12 protein-coding genes are annotated in these 17,141 nt (G+C 76.0%); 5 read left to right on the forward strand and 7 right to left on the reverse strand.

Annotation, left to right across the window (positions count from 1 at the left end; translation table 11 throughout):
- Positions 1–4: 4 nt before the first annotated feature.
- From Q0967_RS06825 to Q0967_RS06835, 3 genes are read right to left on the reverse strand one after another with little or no spacing between them, the layout of a single operon-like run.
- Complete coding sequence (locus tag Q0967_RS06825; RefSeq protein WP_298748317.1) at positions 5–847, reverse strand: DNA glycosylase AlkZ-like family protein; 843 nt, start codon at positions 845–847, stop codon at positions 5–7.
- 10 nt (positions 848–857) lie between these two features.
- Positions 858–1,535 (reverse strand): YdeI family protein, encoded by a 678-nt coding sequence (locus Q0967_RS06830; protein ID WP_298748315.1) that lies wholly within the window; start codon positions 1,533–1,535, stop codon positions 858–860.
- A 2-nt stretch (positions 1,536–1,537) separates the two neighbouring features.
- Positions 1,538–2,056, reverse strand: a complete 519-nt coding sequence (locus tag Q0967_RS06835; protein WP_298748313.1) for a pyridoxamine 5'-phosphate oxidase family protein — start codon at positions 2,054–2,056, stop codon at positions 1,538–1,540.
- 133 nt (positions 2,057–2,189) lie between these two features.
- Between Q0967_RS06835 and Q0967_RS06840 the strand changes: the two genes are divergently transcribed.
- Positions 2,190–2,621 (forward strand): glyoxalase/bleomycin resistance/extradiol dioxygenase family protein, encoded by a 432-nt coding sequence (locus tag Q0967_RS06840; RefSeq protein WP_298748311.1) that lies wholly within the window; start codon positions 2,190–2,192, stop codon positions 2,619–2,621.
- 9 nt (positions 2,622–2,630) lie between these two features.
- Here the strand turns inward: Q0967_RS06840 and Q0967_RS06845 are convergent, their stop codons facing one another.
- Genes Q0967_RS06845 through purD form a run of 4 tightly spaced genes read right to left on the reverse strand, consistent with a single transcriptional unit; the run spans position 2,631 to position 9,698 of the window.
- Entirely contained in the window at positions 2,631–3,260 is a 630-nt protein-coding gene (locus Q0967_RS06845) for an alpha/beta fold hydrolase (protein WP_298748310.1), read from the reverse strand.
- Positions 3,261–3,316: 56 nt separating this feature from the next.
- Positions 3,317–7,414 carry a phosphoribosylformylglycinamidine synthase gene (gene purL, locus Q0967_RS06850; RefSeq protein ID WP_298748308.1) on the reverse strand — a complete coding sequence of 1,366 codons (4,098 nt, stop codon included), beginning with the start codon at positions 7,412–7,414 and terminating at the stop codon, positions 3,317–3,319.
- Between the two features lie 36 nt (positions 7,415–7,450).
- The gene (locus tag Q0967_RS06855) at positions 7,451–8,410 is read right to left on the reverse strand and encodes a phosphoribosylaminoimidazolesuccinocarboxamide synthase (RefSeq protein ID WP_298748306.1); all 960 of its coding nucleotides are present in this window, start codon (positions 8,408–8,410) and stop codon (positions 7,451–7,453) included.
- Position 8,411: 1 nt separating this feature from the next.
- Entirely contained in the window at positions 8,412–9,698 is a 1,287-nt protein-coding gene (gene purD / locus Q0967_RS06860; RefSeq protein WP_298748305.1) for a phosphoribosylamine--glycine ligase, read from the reverse strand.
- A gap of 294 nt (positions 9,699–9,992) precedes the next feature.
- Between purD and Q0967_RS06865 the strand changes: the two genes are divergently transcribed.
- From Q0967_RS06865 to Q0967_RS06880, 4 genes are all read left to right on the forward strand, one after another.
- A complete protein-coding gene (locus Q0967_RS06865) occupies positions 9,993–11,009 on the forward strand; it encodes a helix-turn-helix transcriptional regulator (protein WP_298748303.1) in 1,017 nt (338 codons plus the stop codon).
- An 84-nt stretch (positions 11,010–11,093) separates the two neighbouring features.
- Positions 11,094–13,307 (forward strand): helicase, encoded by a 2,214-nt coding sequence (locus tag Q0967_RS06870; protein ID WP_299449513.1) that lies wholly within the window; start codon positions 11,094–11,096, stop codon positions 13,305–13,307.
- 120 nt (positions 13,308–13,427) lie between these two features.
- The gene (locus Q0967_RS06875) at positions 13,428–14,498 is read left to right on the forward strand and encodes a hypothetical protein (protein WP_298748299.1); all 1,071 of its coding nucleotides are present in this window, start codon (positions 13,428–13,430) and stop codon (positions 14,496–14,498) included.
- Between the two features lie 43 nt (positions 14,499–14,541).
- Positions 14,542–17,139: a DNA polymerase III subunit gamma and tau gene (locus Q0967_RS06880; protein ID WP_298748297.1), complete on the forward strand. Its 2,598-nt coding sequence runs from the start codon at positions 14,542–14,544 to the stop codon at positions 17,137–17,139.
- The last annotated feature ends 2 nt before the right edge of the window (positions 17,140–17,141 follow it).

The raw sequence follows: 17,141 nt of genomic DNA on the forward strand, positions 1-17,141 counted from the left end.
GGCTTCAGGCGGGCAGCTCGCGGGTGAGGCGGGGCAGCGCGCGGTCCACCGGCCCGGGCAGGGCGGTCCCGAAAGGCTCCACCGCGACGGGGGCACCGGCCCGCGCCGGCCGACGCCACGTGCCGAGCGCCCGCCCCGCCTGCACGAGCGTGGGCCGGAACACCCCGTTGCCTCCCGGCACCACCGCCGCCTCCTCCTCCCGGGTGACGACCGCCCGGCGGTCGCCGTAGCCCAGCACCAGCTCGTCGAAGCCCGGCAGCAGCAGCGGGGTGGCGGTCGCCCGGCGGGCACCGGCATACCGCTCCACGACGGCGGGGTCGACCCAGTGCTCGACCCCGTCGACGTCGAGGACGTCCAGCTCGTCGCAGGCGGGACCGAGGACCGGTGCGAGGTCGCGCTTGAGCAGCTTGGTCCACCAGAGGAAGTCGGCGGCCGGCACCGGCCCGTGGCTGCGGACGTAGCGGACGAACCACTCGAGGACGGCCGCCTCGGGCTCGAGAGCGCGCGAGGAGGTGATCCACTCCTCGGCGAGGACGAACCGCTGGGCACGAGCCTCGGTCGGCCCCAGGCAGATCACCCCGCGGACGGCGAGGTGGAAGAGCGAGTGGTAGCCGCGGCCGGCGGCGGTGGGGTGCCCGGCCTGCACCCAGGCCTCCACCAGGGCGTCGCGGGTCGCCCCGCCGCCCGTCAGCACGGTGCGGGCGACGGCCTCGGCCCGGTCCAGGGCGGCGTCGTCCAGACCGAGCTCCTCGCGCCGGCGGGTCGTCCCGCGCAGGACCTTGGTCGCGGTGAGGCCGAGCATCCACCCGAGGTCCTCCGCCGGCACGACGAAGAGCGTGCCGCGCATGGGCCAGCCCTCATCGGCCCGGCTCCCCGGGCGGCCCACCCGCAGCCCGCGCGGCCTGCGCCGCCCGCGTCAGCCACGCGGGCGGGTCGCCGTAGCGCTGCGGCGGCACGAGGCGGCCGGCCGCGCAGTCCTCCGCGAGCTGGCGCATCCGCGCCGCCCGGGTGCTCTCGCGCTTGGCGCTGGTCACCCAGCCGGTGACGGTCCTGCGGTAGCTCGGGGTGGCCGCCTCCCAGAACGCCCACGCCGCCGGGTCCGAGCGCAGCGCCTCCTCCTGGGCGGCGTCCAGCGGCGCGGGGGCGCTCTCGAAGGAGTAGACCGCCGTGCGTTCCGCGGTCCGTGCCTCGAAGGCTGCGATCCCGGCCGGTCGCATCCGGCCCTGCGCCAGCAGCCGCTCGACGTGCGCCACGTTGACCGCGCTCCAGATGCTGCCCCGCCGACGCGGGGTCCACCGCTGGCGCCGGCTGTCCGCGTCGATCCGCTGGCTCACCGAGTCGATCCACCCGAAGCACAGGGCCTCCGGCACCGCCTGCGCCCAGGTCAGGCCCTGCGGCTCGACGTGCTTCTTGTGCAGCCCCATCCAGAGCTCGTCCGCGCTCTCGTGGTGCTCCTCGAGCCAGGCGCGGAAGTCCTCCGGCCCGTCGAAGAACACCGCCGGTCGCTCCGGTGTGCCGCCCGGCCGCCCCGCCATGCTCAGCCGCCCCCGAAGGTGAACCGGGTGCAGTCGGTCGGGAAGTCGAACCATGCCAGCACCCGGTGCGGCTCGATGACCCGGAGCCCGCCGCCGTCCTCGCCGGACCAGGAGTCCGGACCCGGGGAGTAGCCCGCTTCCGCGTACTTCCCGAAGGCCTCGGACAGCCTCGGCCCCAGCCCGTCGGCGTCCGCGCAGGTGGCGCGGGAGTCTCCCTCGACGATGACCACCTCGGTGCCGCTCTCCAGCGTCAGCGTGACGGCGGGGTTGGCCTCGACGTTGCGGGTATGCCGTGTGGTCGGGGCCCCGTCGTACCAGAACCGTCCGTCCAGCCACACGCCCCAGCGTGGCACCGAGTGCGGACGACCGTCCGGGCGGACGCTGGCCAGCCAGTAGTGCGCCGCCTCGCGGAGGCGCTCCTCGACCGTCGGCCAGTCCAGCGTCCCCTCGGTGCCGGTCGGCAGGCCGTAGCCCTCCGGCAGGGTCGGACGGTCGGTGCGCGGGCTGCTCGTCGGCGGCATACCCGCACCGTAGACCCGGCGGCCGACACACCGCACCGTTCCCGCGGGTGCCGGTCGGGCGGGGACCCGCACCCCGCGGGGGATGCCGGTGAGGGGGTTGCCGACCGGCGCCGGCCGCTGCCAGCCTGGGGGCATGAGCGGCCCGCAGATCTCGCCCAAGCTCGTCGTCCGGGGTGCCGACGAGGCCATCGCGTTCTACGAGGCCGTGCTGGGCGCCCGACCGCGCTCGAGGTATGCCGCCGGCGGGGCCGTCGTCTTCGCCTCCCTCGACCTGCCGCGCGGTGCCCAGCTGCAGGTCAAGGAGGCCGACGACACCGACCCGGCCCCACCGGAGGGCGGCGGTGGCGTGGTCCTCGACATCCTCACCGACGACCCGGACGCCGTCATGCAGCGGGCGCTGGACCACGGGGCGTCCGAGGTCTTCCCCGTGGCGGACCAGGCCTACGGTGCCCGCCAGGGACGGTTCCGGGACCCCTTCGGCCACCAGTGGATCGTGGGGACACCGGTCGCCATGAGCGACGAGGAGGTGCAGGCCGCGCTCGACGCCTGGTCACGGCATACCTGAGACGCTCGCTCAGCCGCGCAGCACCGTGGCCAGCTCCTCGGGGCGGTTCAGCGCCGCCATGTGCCCGCCCGGCACGACCGTGACGCCGAGCCCGAGGCGCTCACGGGCGAGGCGGCGCTGGACGGACAGGGGGAAGAGCCGGTCCTCCGCCCCGGCCACCACCTGGGTCGGCACGTCCGGCCAGTCGTCCAGGGGCCACGGCTCGGCGAAGGGTGTCTCGCTCTGACCCGGGGCCGGCCGGGCCAGCGCCTCGGCCCGCAGGTCCGCCGGCAGGTCGTGGTAGAAGCGCTCCACCTCGTCGAGCTCCCCGATGTCGACGTCCGAGTGGCCGGACCCCGACCACCACTCGGCGCCGCTCTCCCCGGGCGCAGGGATCATCGCGTTGAGCAGCACGAGCCGGCGCACGTCGAGCCGGTCGCACACCAGGGGCGCCGACAGCCCGCCCATCGAGTGACCCACGACCGTCACCGGTCCCGGGTCCGTGCCCGCCGCGGCGACGACGGTGTCGGCATAGGCCGACAGCCCGGCCGTGTCGTCCGCGGCGGGCAGCTGCACGGCCACCGCGTCGCCGAGCAGCGGCACGACCCGGTGCCAGTCCCAGGCCTGCCCGCCGGCCCCGGGGACGAGGAGAACTCTCATGCCGGGTCCGACCCGCCCGGCCCCTCGGAGTCATCGCTCACGGTGGCCGCCGGGCCTCAGCCGACCCAGACCCGGGCGTTGCGGAACATCCGCAGCCAGGGGCTCGCCTCCTCCGGCGCCCCGGGCGTCCACGACAGCTGGGCGTTCCGCGTGACCCGCTCCGGGTGCGGCATCATCGCGGTGAACCGCCCGTCCGGCGTGGTGACGGCGGTGAGTCCGCCGGGGGAGCCGTTCGGGTTCTGCGGGTATGCCGTCGCCACCTCTCCCCGCCCGTCGACGTAGCGCATCGCGGTCAGGGCGGCGACGGCGCGCTCGTCGCCCTGCCGGGAGAAGTCGGCGCGGCCCTCGCCGTGCGCCACGGCGATGGGCAGGCGTGACCCGGCCATCCCGGCGAAGAAGAGCGACGGGCTGTCGAGGACCTCGACCTGGGACAGGCGCGCCTCGTACTGCTCGCTGCGGTTGCGCACGAAGCGGGGCCAGGCGGACGCGCCGGGGATCAGGTCGGCGAGCGCGGCGAACATCTGGCACCCGTTGCACAGCCCCAGCGCGAAGGTGTCAGGCCGGGCGAAGAAGCCCGAGACGGCCTCGGTGAGACCGGGGCTGAAGAGCACCGACCGGGCCCAGCCCTCGCCGGCCCCCAGCGTGTCGCCGTAGGAGAAGCCGCCGGCCGCGACCAGGCCCACCAGCCCGGGGTCGGACAGGTCGACCCGCCCCGCCTGCAGGTCGGTCATGTGCACGTCCAGCGCGTCGAACCCGGCGCGGTGGAAGGCGTAGGCGGTCTCGACGTGGCTGTTGACACCCTGCTCGCGCAGGATCGCCACGCGGGGCCGGACGCCGCGCGAGACGTAGGGCGCGGCGACGTCGTCGGTCGGGTCGAAGCTCGGTGACACCTGCAGCCCGGGCTCGTCGCGGCCCACGGCGGCGTGCTCCTCGTCGGCGCAGCCCGGGTGGTCCCGCAGCGACGCGATCCGCCAGGACACCTCGTCCCAGGCCTGCGCGAGGTCGGTGAGGGGCTCGTCGAGCAGGACGTCCTCGGTCGCGCCCCCGGTGCGCGTCCCGCGCGCCGCGCCCGCGGTGCCGTCCGCGGCGCGCACGCGCACGCGGCGCCCGGTCGTGGGGCGCCCGAGCACGCTCGTGAGGTCGCCCAGGCCGTGCGCGCGCAGCACGTCCTCGGCCTGCTCGACCCGGCCGGCGGGCACCTCCAGCACGACGCCCAGCTCCTCGGTGAAGAGGGCTGCCGGCCCGCGCCCCGACGGGAGGGCGACGTCGAGCCCGACCCCACCGGCGAGCGCCATCTCGACGAGCGTCGCCCAGAGCCCGCCGTCGGAGCGGTCGTGGTAGGCCGTCACGAGCCCCTGCGCGCGCAGCCCGGTCAGTGCGGCGGCGAGGCCGGTGAGGCGCGCCGGGTCGTCCAGGTCCGGGACGGTGCCGCCGAACGCGCCCCGCACCTGGGCCAGGATGGAGCCCCCGAGGCGGTCCGCCCCGGCGCCGAGGTCGACGAACAGCAGCTCGGACCCCGCGTGGAGCTGCGGCGTCAGGGTGCCGCGGACGTCGGGCAGCGAGGCGAAGGCCGAGACGACGAGCGAGACCGGGGAGGTGACCTGCTGCTGCGTCCCGTCCTCGTCGGCCCACCGGGTGCGCATCGACAGCGAGTCCTTGCCCACGGGCACGGAGACGTCCAGCGCGGGGCACAGCTCCAGCGCGACGGCCCGGACGGTGTCGTGCAGCGCGGCGTCCTCACCGGGCTCGCCGCAGGCGGCCATCCAGTTGCAGGAGAGCTTGACCCCGGACAGCGGTGAGGCGTCCGACAGGGGCGTGACGGGCGCGGCGAGCAGGTTGGTCAGCGCCTCGCCGACGGCCATCCGGCCGGACGCGGGTGCGTCGACGGCGGCGAGCGGCATCCGTTCCCCGCTGGCCATGGCCTGGCCGCCGAGCCCGAGGTGGTCCGACAGCGTGACCGCGACGTCGGCGACCGGCACCTGCCACGGCCCGACCATCTGGTCGCGGTGGCTGAGCCCGCCGACGGTGCGGTCGCCGATGGTGATGAGGAAGCGCTTGGACGCGACGCTGGGGTGCCGCAGGACGGCGTAGGCCGCCTCCCGCAGGCCACCGGCGTCCAGCCCCTCCAGGTCGAGCTCGTCGGTCCGGCGCACCACGCGGTGCACGTCGCGGGTCGTCCGTGGCGGCTTGCCCAGCAGCACCCCCAGGGGCATGTCGACGGGGGCGTCGGCGACGACCTCGGTCGAGCCCGGACCGTCCTGCGGGTCCTCCTGCGGGTCCTCCGGCGAGGTCACCGCGTCCCGCTGCGCCCGCCCGTCGGTGACCACCAGCTCGGTCTCCTCCTGGGCGGTGCCGACGACCGCGAAGGGGCACCGCTCGCGCTCGCACAGGGCCGCGAAGTCCGCCAGCGACGCCGGCGCGATCGCCAGGACGTAGCGCTCCTGGCTCTCGTTGGACCAGATCTCCTTGGGCGACAGGCCGGTCTCGGCCAGCGGCACCCGCGACAGGTCGAAGCGGGCGCCGAGCCCGGCGTCGTCCACCAGCTCGGGGAAGGCGTTGGAGAGCCCGCCCGCGCCGACGTCGTGGATCGCCAGGACCGGGTTGTCCGCGCCGCGCGACCAGCAGTGGTTGATGACCTCCTGGGCCCGCCGCTGCATCTCCGGGTTGCCCCGTTGCACCGAGTCGAAGTCGAGCTCGGCCGCGTTGGTGCCGGACGCCATCGAGCTGGCCGCCCCGCCGCCCATCCCGATCCGCATGCCCGGGCCGCCGAGCTGCACGAGGAGCGTTCCGGCGGGGAAGCGCACCTTCTCGGTCTGCCCCGCGCTGATCGTCCCCAGCCCGCCGGCGCTCATGACCGGCTTGTGGAAGCCGCGGCGCACCCCGTCCACGGTCTGCTCGTAGACCCGGAAGAAGCCCCCGAGCCCGGGCCGGCCGAACTCGTTGTTGAAGGCGGCTGCCCCGAGCGGCCCGTCCAGCATGACGTCCAGCGGGGTCGCGAGGTGGTCGGGGGACCCGGGGCCGGGGTCGGCGGTCTCCCAGGGCTCCTGCGTGCCGGGCAGGTGCAGGTGGCTGACCGCGAAGCCGGTCAGCCCGGCCTTGGGGGCGCTGCCGCGGCCGGTCGCGCCCTCGTCGCGGATCTCGCCCCCGGCGCCGGTCGCGGCCCCGGGAAAGGGCGAGATGGCGGTGGGGTGGTTGTGCGTCTCGACCTTCATGAGGACGTGGACGGTGTCCTCGTGCACGGCATACCGCTCCCCGTGGCCGGAGCCGTCGCCCTCGGGGCGGAACAGGGAGACCCGACCGCCCTGCATGACCGAGGCGTTGTCCTTGTAGGCGACGACGGTGCCCTGCCCGGCGACGGCCTCGGTGTGCCGGATCATCCCGAAGAGGCTGTGCTCCTGGACCTGGCCGTCGATGACGAAGTCGGCGTTGAAGATCTTGTGCCGGCAGTGCTCGGAGTTGGCCTGGGCGAACATCGTCAGCTCGACGTCGGTCGGGTTGCGCCGCAGCGCGGTGAACGACTCGACGAGGTAGTCGATCTCGTCCGGCGAGAGCGCCAGCCCGAAGGCGGTGTCCGCCTCCTCCAGCGCCGCGCGGCCGCGACCGAGCACGTCCACCCGCTCCATCGGCGCGGCGTCCCGCTCGGCGAAGAGCAGCACGGTGGCCTCGCGGGTGGGCAGCGCCGACTCCGTCATCCGGTCGTGGAGCACCTCCGCGCAGGCGGCCCAGGTGGGCTCGTCCAGCGGGGCGCCGTCCAGCGCGAGGTGGAGCTCGGTCACCCGCTCGACGCGGCGCACGTCGAGGCCGCAGTTGTGCAGGATGTCGGTCGCCTTGCTGGACCACGGCGAGATCGTGCCGAGCCGGGGGGAGACGACGACGAGCGAGGTATGCCGCGGCTCGCCCGCCCCGTCGCCCTCGCCCTCGCCCTCGCCCTCGCCCTCGGGCCAGGGCTCGCCGTGGTCGAGGATGGCGGCCAGGGCCTGACGCTCTGCGGGTGTCGGCTCCTCGTCGGTCGCGACCACGAGGACGTGGCGGGCGGTCAGGCCGGCGACCTGCGGGGCCACCCGTCGCAGGCGGCGCAGCAGACCCTCGGCGCGGAAGGGGGACAGGGCGGACCCGCCCGGCACGGTGGTGAGGACGAGGTCGGGGGCGGCCATGTCGGTGCGGCTCCTGGCGGGGTGGATGGCGGCGGGTCAGGCCCGGGGGTGGAAGGTCTGGCCGGTGAGGGCCTCGTAGGCCTCGACGTAGCGGGACCGGGTGAGCTGGACGACGTCCGCCGGCAGGGCGGGCGGGGGCGTGTCGGACGCACGGTCCCACCCGCTCGCGGGAGAGGTGAGCCAGTCGCGCAGCACCTGCTTGTCGTAGGAGGTCTGGGCGCGCCCCGGCTCCCAGTCCGCGGCGCGCCAGAAGCGCGAGGAGTCGGGGGTGAGGACCTCGTCGGCGAGGCGGATCTCGAGGTGGTCGGGGTCCACCGCCCGCCAGTCGGGGCGGCCGTCCGCGCCGGGGGGCGGCAGGTGGGCGGGGTCGACGCCGAACTCGACCTTGGTGTCGGCGATGAGGATGCCGCGTCCGGCGGCGACCTGGTCCCCGCGCGCCAGGATCGCCACGGTGAGGTCGCGCAGGCGGTCGGCCAGCCCGGGGCCCACGAGGTCCGCGACCTGCTCGAGGCTGATCGGCTCGTCGTGCTGGCCCTGCGGCGCCTTGGTGCTCGGGGTGAAGACCGGCTCCGGCAGCCGGGAGCCGTCGACCAGGCCCTGCGGCAGCCGCACCCCGGAGACGGTGCCCGTCGCGGCGTACTCGGCCAGGCCGCCCCCGGTGAGGTAGGCCCGGGCCACGCACTCCACCGGCAGCATGGTGAGGCGGCGCACGTAGACGGCGCGCCCGGCGACCTCGTCCGGCACGTCGGTGGACAGGACGTGGTGCGGGACGAGGTCCGCGAGCTGGTCGAACCACCACAACGACATCTGGGTGAGGATCGCGCCCTTGTCCGGGACCGGCGTCGAGAGGACGTGGTCGTAGGCGCTGACCCGGTCGGAGGCGACCAGCAGCAGGCGGGTGTCGTCGCGCCGGCCGGTCACCGGGTCGGTCGGGGCGTAGAGCCCGCGGACCTTGCCGGAGTAGAGCAGCTCGTGGCCGGGGATGCTCAGGGTCATCTCAGTCCTCCTGCGGGATCCGCACGCGGCCCTGCTCGGCCGCCAGCGCGATGTCGGGGCGGGAGTGGCCGCCGCGCAGACCGATCCGGCCCACCGCCGCATAGGCCCGCTCGCGCGCCCGCGGCAGGTCCTCGGCGACGGCGACCACGCTGAGCACCCGGCCCCCCGAGGAGACGAGGACGCCGTGGTCGTCGGTGGCCGTGCCGGCGTGCAGCACGTGCACCCCCTCCACCCGCTCGGCCTCCTCGGTCCCGCTGACCGGGTCGCCCGTGGCGGGCGTGCCGGGGTAGTGCTCGGCCGCGACGACGACGTTGACCCCGGTGCGCGGGTCCCACTCCAGCGGCGGGAGCGCGGCCAGGCTCCCGCGGGCGGCGGCCCGCAGGACGCCTCCCAGCGGGGTGCGCAGACGGGCCAGGACGACCTGGGTCTCGGGGTCGCCGAAGCGGGCGTTGAACTCGACCACCCGCGGACCCGAGCTCGTCAGCGCGAGGCCGACGTAGAGGACCCCGACGAAGGGCGTCCCCCGCCGCGCCATCTCCGCGACCGTCGGACGGGCGATCGTGCTCAGCACCCCGGGCACCAGGTCCTCCGGGACCCAGGTGAGCGGCGAGTAGGCGCCCATGCCCCCGGTGTTCGGGCCGTTGTCGCCCTCGCCGACCCGCTTGAAGTCCTGCGCCGGCTCCAGGGCCACGACGTCGGTGCCGTCGCTCAGGCAGAAGAGCGAGACCTCGGGGCCGTCGAGGTGGTCCTCCACCACGACCCGGCCGCCCTCGCGGGACAGGCAGGCGGCAGCGTGCTCGAGGGCCGCGTCCCGGTCCTCCGTGACCACGACCCCCTTGCCGGCGGCGAGACCGTCCTCCTTGACGACGTAGGGCGCGCCGGTGGCCTCCAGGGCCAGCTCGACCTGGGCGACCTCGGTGCACACGTGCGCGGCCGCGGTGGGGACGCCCGCGGCCGCCATGACCTCCTTGGCGAACGCCTTGCTGCCCTCCAGCAGGGCGGCCCGGGCGCTGGGTCCGAAGCAGTCGACACCGGCATCGCGCACGGCGTCGGCGACCCCGGCCACCAGCGGCGCCTCCGGCCCGACGACGACGAGGTCCACCGCGTGCGAGCGGGTGGCGGCGACGACGGTCGCGGGGTCCGCAGGGTCGCCCGGCAGGCACCGCGCCAGCGCGGAGATCCCGGGGTTGCCGGGCAGGGCGAGCACCTCGTCGACCGAGGGATCGCGGGCCAGGGAGCGGACCAGGGCGTGCTCACGCGCGCCCGAGCCGAGGACGAGGACCACCACGGGCCAGCAGCCTACTGGCCCCAGGCACCCGGAGGAGCCGCGGGTGGAGCGAGCGGGCCGGCGCGGGGGCGCTCGGTGGACGAGGATGACCCTCCTGGGAGGCAGGGGGGATATCTCCCAGGAGGGCCATCGGCAGGGCAGGGTCGTCACGGGCTGATGGGGGGCTGCCCACGCGACACACACGGTCCCTGCGCCGGTCGGAACCGACCTCTCCACAGTGGCACACCACGAGGACGATGTCACGCCAGGCACGTCGGAATGCTGCCGTTGGCGGACATCCGACATCATGGGGGGATGGACGCCCAGCCCCCCGCACGCCTGCACGGCGCGGCCTACGAGGACTTCGTCTCCGCGGTGTTCCGCCGGGCGGTGCGCCTCGGCAGCCCCTCGCGACCCGCCCTCAAGGACGCCGGCCTCACGGACGAGGAGATCGACGTGGCCACGGCCGAGCTGGAGGCGCGGGGCTTCCTGCGGCCGGGCGGCACGCCCGGGACCTGGGACGTGGTGCCGCCGCGCGAGGCGGTGGCCCGGTATGCCGCCGAGACCGAGCACCGGCTGCGGCTGGCCCGGGCCACGGCCGGGGAGCTGGAGCGGGCGTGGCGGCGGGCGGCGGACGGCGGGGTGCAGCGCGTCGTCCCCGGCATGGACTTCCTCGGCGGGGTCGACGACATCGTGGGTCGGATCACCGCCATGCACCTGGCCACCACCGAGCGGCTGTGGTGGGCGATCGACGGCTCGGTGGCGAGCCGCAGGCTGCTCGAGCTCGCGGCCGCCGACCCCGGGCTCCTCTCCGTGCGGGCAGGGGTCGACCGGCGGCTCATCCTCGACACCGGGCTGCTGGAGCTCCCCGCCACGGTGGCGGTGATGGAGCAGGCGGTGCGCGACGGCGCCCTCGTCCGGACCGGCAACGGGGTGCCGGTGACCGCGGTCGTCTGCGACGACGACGCCACGCTCGTGGACATCAGCCGGTTCGACCCCGAGGGCGTCGGGTCCTTCGAGGCCCGGATGCCGGCCCCGGTGGCCGCCGTCGCCAGCCTCATCGAGCGGACCTGGCTGCTGGCGGCCCCCTACGGCGCGATGCGGGACGCCAACCGGCGCAGGGAGGTGGGCGGGTCGGCGGCACCGCTGGACGAGCGCGACCAGACCATCCTCACCCTCCTCGTCAGCGGGGCGTCGGACCAGGTGATCGCCCGGCGGTGCGACATCTCGGTGCGCACCGTCGAGCGGCGTGTCCGCTACGTCATGGAGCACCTCGGGGCGGCCACCCGCTTCCATGCCGGTGCCCAGGCGGTCCGCCGCGGCTGGGTCTGACGCCGGGGACCGATAGACTGCCGACTTTGCGGGGGCCGCCGTCGAGGCGCTGCGCCCCCGGGAGATCGCACGGAAGGTGGGCGGATGACCGAGCTGGCGACGACCGACCAGACGGTCGCGGCCGAGATCGCAGCGGAGCAGGCGCACGTGGACAAGGTCTACGCCGAGCTGGGCAAGGCTGCCGCGCGCGTCGAGCTGGTGCACGCGGAGGGCATGGCCCGGGGGCAGACCGACCGCCGGGGCACCGGGGACCCCCGGGAGGAGGAGATGGCCGGGCTGTTCGAGCGGGACGCGCTCGTCTACTCCGCCAGCAGGCGACGGGCCTCGCTGGAGCACCAGCACGAGGGCCTCGTCTTCGGTCGGCTCGACCTCGAGCACGAGGTGCCCGACGAGCACGGAGCCACCCGGGAGGTGCGCTACGTCGGCCGGCTCGGGGTGCGCGACGACGACTACGAGCCGCTCGTCGTGGACTGGCGGGCGCCGGCCGCCGCGCCGTTCTACCGCGCCACCCCGGTCGACCCGCACGGCGTCCTGCGCCGCCGGGTGCTGCGCTGCCGAGGGGTGCAGGTCGTGGGCGTCGAGGACGACCTCATGGTGGCCGAGCCGCCGGAGGACGTCGTCGTGGTCGGCGACGGGGCCCTGCTGGCCGCGCTGACCCGCAGCCGGGGCGCCCGGATGCGCGACATCGTCGCCACCATCCAGCACCACCAGGACGAGGCCATCCGGGCCCCCGCCCGGGGCGTCACCGAGATCACCGGGGGCCCGGGCACCGGCAAGACGGTGGTCGCGCTGCATCGTGCGGCCTACCTGCTCTACTCCGACCGCCGCAGGTTCGAGGGCGGCGGGGTGCTGGTCGTCGGTCCGTCCGCCGCCTACACCGCATACATCGAGCGGGTCCTGCCCTCGTTGGGGGAGGACTCGGTCGTGCTGCGCTCGCTGGGGGACGTCCTCGGCGGCATCACCGCCACCCGGCTGGACCCGCCGTCGGTCTCTGCCACCAAGGGCAGCCTCCGGGTCCGCCGCCTGCTCGCCCGGCTGGTCCGCGAGCCGATCCCGGAGGCGCCCGTGCAGCTGCGCACCTTCGTCGCGGGGCACGCCATCCGGCTGGACGCCCCGGACCTCGACCGGGCTCGCGCCCAGGTGCTGCGGCACCACCACCGCAACGCCGGCTACGACGCGGCGGTCGAGGCGCTGGCGCAGCTGGCCTGGGCCCAGGTCGAGCACGGCGAGCGCGACGACTTCCTCGACCGGTTCCGCGACTCCGGGGACGTCGAGACGTTCATGCGGCACTGGTGGCGCCCGCTCGATCCCCGCGAGATGCTGCTCTGGCTCGCCGACGAGGGCCTCGTCCGCCGGCTCGGGGGGCTGGACGCCGACGCCGCGGCCGGTCTCGCGTCGTCCTACCAGGAGGCCCTGCGGCTCGGGACGTGGACCGTGGCCGACGTCGCGCTCGTCGACGACCTCGCCGCCCGGCTGGGGCCCGTGGTGGACCTGCCGAGCGAGGAGCGCGGGTTCTACGAGATCGAGGAGCTCGACGACGCCAGCCAGTACGGCGTCTCCGCCCTGCGGGTCGGCGCGGACGGAGCGACCGACGCGGGGGTGGCGCCCGGTCGGGGGCAGAGGGTGTCCGCCGACCCGCGCGAGCGGCTGCTCGCCGGACGGGTGGGTGAGTCCGAGGAGTACGCCCACGTCCTGGTCGACGAGGCCCAGGACCTCTCGCCGATGCAGTGGCGGACGCTCGGTCGGCGTGGTCGGTGGGCCTCGTGGACCGTCGTGGGCGACCTGGCCCAGGCCTCGTGGGACGACCTCGCGGAGGCCGGACAGGCCCGTGAGGAGGCCTTCGGTGGCGCGCCGCGACGGGCCTTCCACATGGACACCAACTACCGCAACGCCCGGGAGATCTTCGACCTGGCGGCGCGCCTCATCACCGAGCACGTGCCGGACGCCGACATCCCGCAGGCGGTGCGCGAGACCGGCCACGAGCCGCGCGACGTCACCGTGCGGGTGGAGGAGACGGCCGCCCGGGTGGCCGAGGAGGTGGCGGACCTGCGCGCCCAGGTGTCCGGCGCGATCGCGGTCATCGCCCCCTGGTCCTGGCACGAGCGGCTCGCCGAGGTCGTCACCGGCGAGCAGGTGGTCCTCGTCGACCCGCTGTCGACCAAGGGCCTGGAGTACGACGCCACCGTCGTGGTGGACCCCGACGCGGTCGTCCGGGAGGCCCCGGGCGGGGTGCGGGCCCTCTACGTCGTGCTCACCCGGGCCGCCCACCGCATGACGGTGCTGCGTCCCGAGGCGTAGGAGGCTCCGTGGAGGCTCCCTCTACCCGGTGCTGGCGCGGTTGGAGGAGGGCGCCCACCTGGCCCGCGGACTGGCGAGCTGGGCCGAGCTGGGCGACGCGCTACGGACGGAGGAGGGACCATGAGCAGGACACGACGGTCGGAGGGGCCGCTGACCCCCGTGCTGCGCGCCTACCGCCAGGCCCGCGGGCGGGCGGAGGACCAGGCCTGGGCCGAGGAGGTGGTCCTCACCCTGGTGCGTGAGGAGGTGTCACCGCAGCCCGTCCTGGAGGAGCTGCGGGATGCTCTCCCCCTGGTCCGCGAGACCGGGGAGGGGCCCGCAGAGCTCTACGGCCCTGCGCCCGAGTGGGCCGCGGGGCGGCTCGCGGACCGGGCCGAGCGCGGGATGGCGACGGTCGACTCCACCCCGGACGCGAGATGGCGGGACGTCCCCGTCCTCGGGTCGGTGGTGGCCTGCCTCGTCAGCCTGCTGATGATGCTCGTGTGGCTCCTGCGGGACGGGTGGTCGGTGGAGGTGACCTGGGGCCTGCTCCTCCTGCCGCTGCTGGCGGGCACGGGGGTCGTGGCGGCACTCGCCACCTGGGAGTCGGTGCTGACCCGCCGCCCGGTCGGCGTCGCGGCGGCGGCCGGGCTCGGGGTGGCGGCGGCGGTGGTCGCCGGGCTGGCGTGGCTGCTGCTGGGCACCCGGGACGCCGTCCTGGCCACCACCAGCACCTTCTCGCTCGCCCTCCTCGCGGTGGGGTACGCCCTGCTCGCCGGCCTGCTCGAGCGGGTGCTGCCGCAGGCCGGTCCGCGGGGTGCCCCCTCGGACGACGAGGCCTGGCAGCGGGAGCTGGCCGGCACCCTCCGGCTGCGGTTGGACCTGAGCGAGGCGAGGGTGACCGAGATCGTCCGCGAGGCCAGGGCCCACGCGGCCCGGTCCGGTGCCGGGCTGCGCGAGGAGTTCGGGACACCTGCGTCCTACGCCGCGCGGTTCGGCCGGGACCGGGTGGCCCGCGCCCGCCGGGCGGCCTGGGGCTGGACGGCGCTGGTGCCCGTGGTCGTGCTCCTCGCGGTCGACCGCCTCGTCAGCGGTGGGGGCGCGGACCTCGTCTCCTGGGTCTGGGTCCTGTTCGCTGTCGCGGTGTGCTGGTCCGTCGTCGCGGCGTGGCGCCGCGTCCGCCGCGAGAGGGGTCGTCCACAGACGGCGTGATCGGCGGGGGGCGCTGTCGGCCCAGGGCGTTAGGGTCGGTCCTGTGAGCATCGCCCTGTACCGCCGCTACCGACCGGAGACCTTCGCGGACGTCATCGGTCAGGAGCACGTCACCGAGCCGCTCATGCAGGCGCTGCGCTCGGAGCGGGTGAGCCACGCCTACCTCTTCTCGGGCCCGCGCGGCTGCGGCAAGACCACGAGCGCGCGCATCCTCGCCCGGTGCCTCAACTGCGAGCAGGGACCCACGCCCGAGCCCTGCGGCACCTGCGAGTCGTGCGTGGCGCTGGCCCGCGACGGCGCCGGGTCGGTCGACGTCATCGAGATCGACGCGGCCAGCCACGGGCGGGTGGACGACACCCGCGAGCTGCGCGAGCGCGCGGCCTTCGGGCCCGCCACGGCGCGCTACAAGATCTACATCATCGACGAGGCCCACATGGTGAGCCGCGAGGGCTTCAACTCCCTGCTCAAGGTCGTGGAGGAGCCCCCGCCGCACGTCAAGTTCATCTTCGCGACCACCGAGCCGGAGAAGGTCCTGGCGACCATCCGCTCCCGCACCCACCACTACCCCTTCCACCTCGTCCCGCCGCAGCGGCTCACGGCATACCTCGAGCAGCTGTGCCGGACGGAGGGGGTGCACCTCGAGCCGGGCGTGCTGTCGTTCGTGACCCGGGCCGGGGGCGGCTCCGTGCGCGACTCGCTGTCGGTGCTCGACCAGCTCATCTCCGGCGCGGGCGAGGACGGCCTCACCTACGAGCGCACCGCGGCGCTGCTGGGCTTCACCGACGTCGAGCTGCTCGACGCCGTCGTCGAGGCGGTCGCGGCCGGCGACGCGGCCACGGTCTTCGCGCAGGTCGACCGGGTCATGGAGTCCGGGCACGACCCACGGCGCTTCGTCGAGGACCTGCTCGAGCGCTACCGCGACCTCATCGTCCTCGCCGCCGTGGGCGAGCAGGCCGGCGGGCTCCTCCCCGGGCTGCCGGCGGACCAGGTGGAGCGGATGCGACGGCAGGCGCAGGCCTACGGCGCGGCCGGGCTGTCGCGAGCGGGGGACCTGGTGAGCCAGGGCCTCTCGGAGATGACCGGAGCGGTCTCCTACCGGCTGGTCCTGGAGCTGCTGGCGGCCCGCCTGCTGCTGCCCGCGGCCCAGGGCGAGGAGGGTCACGGGGCCCGGCTGGACCGGATCGAGCGTCGGCTCGGCGCGGCCGACCACCCGGGTGACGGGGTGGCCGCCGGTCGGCGTGGCGGCCCGTCCCCGGTCGAGGAGGGCCCCCCGGGTGCCGCCGGCGGTGGTCCTGGGGCGAGCACCGGCGGGCAGGGCGTTCCCGCGCAGCCCTCGGCACGGCAGCGGGCCGTGGCGCAGGCGCGGGCCACGGACGGGGAATCGGCGCCGACGGCGCCGGCCCCGGCCCCCGTGGACGGGGAGCAGGCGCGCGGCGCGGGTCAGGGACAGGTCGAGGAGCAGGGCCGCGGTCAGCAGGTCGACGGCCCGCGGCCGGACCCCGGTGCGCAGGCACCCGGTCACCTGGACACGGCCGCGCTGCGTCGGCACTGGCCGGAGATCATCGCGGCCGTGCGCTCGATCAGTCGCCGCACCGCAGGAGCTCTGGAGTCGATCCAGGTCGTGGACTTCGACGGCCGACGGCTGCTCGTCGGGATGCCGGACGAACGGTGGATCCGCCACTTCATGGGCACCTCCAACGAGGAGGCGCTGCGCCAGGGGGTGCTGGACGCGCTCGCCCTCGACACCCGGATCGAGGCCACCGTGGTCGGTGGCCACCCGCCCGCTGACGGTGGCGGTGGCGGGCGCGCCGGTTCGGGGAGCTCCCCCTCGGCGCCGCCCACCGCGGCCGCGGAGGCCGCGGGGTCCCACCACCGGTCCGGTAACCGCCCCCGCCAACCCGCGGCGCGGCCGGGTGGAGGCCCTGCACCCGGCCCGGGCGGCCAGGCGGCACCCGAGCCGCCGGACGACGAACCCGAGCGAGCCCCGCAGCAGCCACCCGGGCCAGCACCGCAGCAGCCCTCTGGGCCGGAGCCGGAGGAGCCGCCCGAGCCCGACGACTGGGCCCCCCCGGAGGACCTCGGCCCGCCCGACGTCGCCACCCCGGCGTCACCCCGGACGGACACGTCGGGTGTGCCGTCGGCCCGCACGCCCGCGGTGCCCGAGGGCATCCCCGACGCACCGATGCGGGGACGGCTGCGGACGCGTGGTGCGAGCGGCGACGGCGGTGCCACCGCCGCTGCGGCACCGTCGGCTGCCGCCGCCCCGGTGCGGGTGCGCGGGCGGGGCGGCGCCGACCCGGCGCCCGGCCAGCCGCGGCGCGGCGCCGGCGCCGGCGAGCCGGGTCTGGCCGAGCAGCTCGGTGCCGGTGGGCGGCCGGACGGACCGGCACCGGACCAGCCGGACTGGTCGCGCCGGACCGCCGGCCAGGGTGCGCCCGCCTGGGCGACCGGCGCGGAGCCGGCCCCGGACGGGCCGCCGGCCACCGGCGACCGGCCGGCGACGGCGCCCGCGCACCCGGCGGACGCCGACCCGAGCGACGACGACGAGGACCTCGCGACCTCGGGCACGGTCGGGCAGCCGGTCATCGAGAGCGTGCTGGGCGGTACTGTCATCGCCATCAACGACGACCCCGTGGCGTGAGG

Source organism: uncultured Serinicoccus sp., from assembly GCF_947500995.1.
Lineage (GTDB): Bacteria > Actinomycetota > Actinomycetes > Actinomycetales > Dermatophilaceae > Ornithinicoccus.

Coding starts and splice junctions, on each gene's coding strand:
- Q0967_RS06875 (WP_298748299.1), top strand. CDS start 13,428: ATGAGCAGGACACGACGGTCGGAGGGGCCGCTGACCCCCGTGCTGCGC.
- Q0967_RS06855 (WP_298748306.1), bottom strand. CDS start 8,410: ATGACCCTGAGCATCCCCGGCCACGAGCTGCTCTACTCCGGCAAGGTC.
- Q0967_RS06870 (WP_299449513.1), top strand. CDS start 11,094: ATGACCGAGCTGGCGACGACCGACCAGACGGTCGCGGCCGAGATCGCA.
- Q0967_RS06825 (WP_298748317.1), bottom strand. CDS start 847: ATGCGCGGCACGCTCTTCGTCGTGCCGGCGGAGGACCTCGGGTGGATG.
- Q0967_RS06840 (WP_298748311.1), top strand. CDS start 2,190: ATGAGCGGCCCGCAGATCTCGCCCAAGCTCGTCGTCCGGGGTGCCGAC.
- purL (WP_298748308.1), bottom strand. CDS start 7,414: ATGGCCGCCCCCGACCTCGTCCTCACCACCGTGCCGGGCGGGTCCGCC.
- Q0967_RS06830 (WP_298748315.1), bottom strand. CDS start 1,535: ATGGCGGGGCGGCCGGGCGGCACACCGGAGCGACCGGCGGTGTTCTTC.
- Q0967_RS06865 (WP_298748303.1), top strand. CDS start 9,993: ATGGACGCCCAGCCCCCCGCACGCCTGCACGGCGCGGCCTACGAGGAC.
- Q0967_RS06835 (WP_298748313.1), bottom strand. CDS start 2,056: ATGCCGCCGACGAGCAGCCCGCGCACCGACCGTCCGACCCTGCCGGAG.
- Q0967_RS06845 (WP_298748310.1), bottom strand. CDS start 3,260: ATGAGAGTTCTCCTCGTCCCCGGGGCCGGCGGGCAGGCCTGGGACTGG.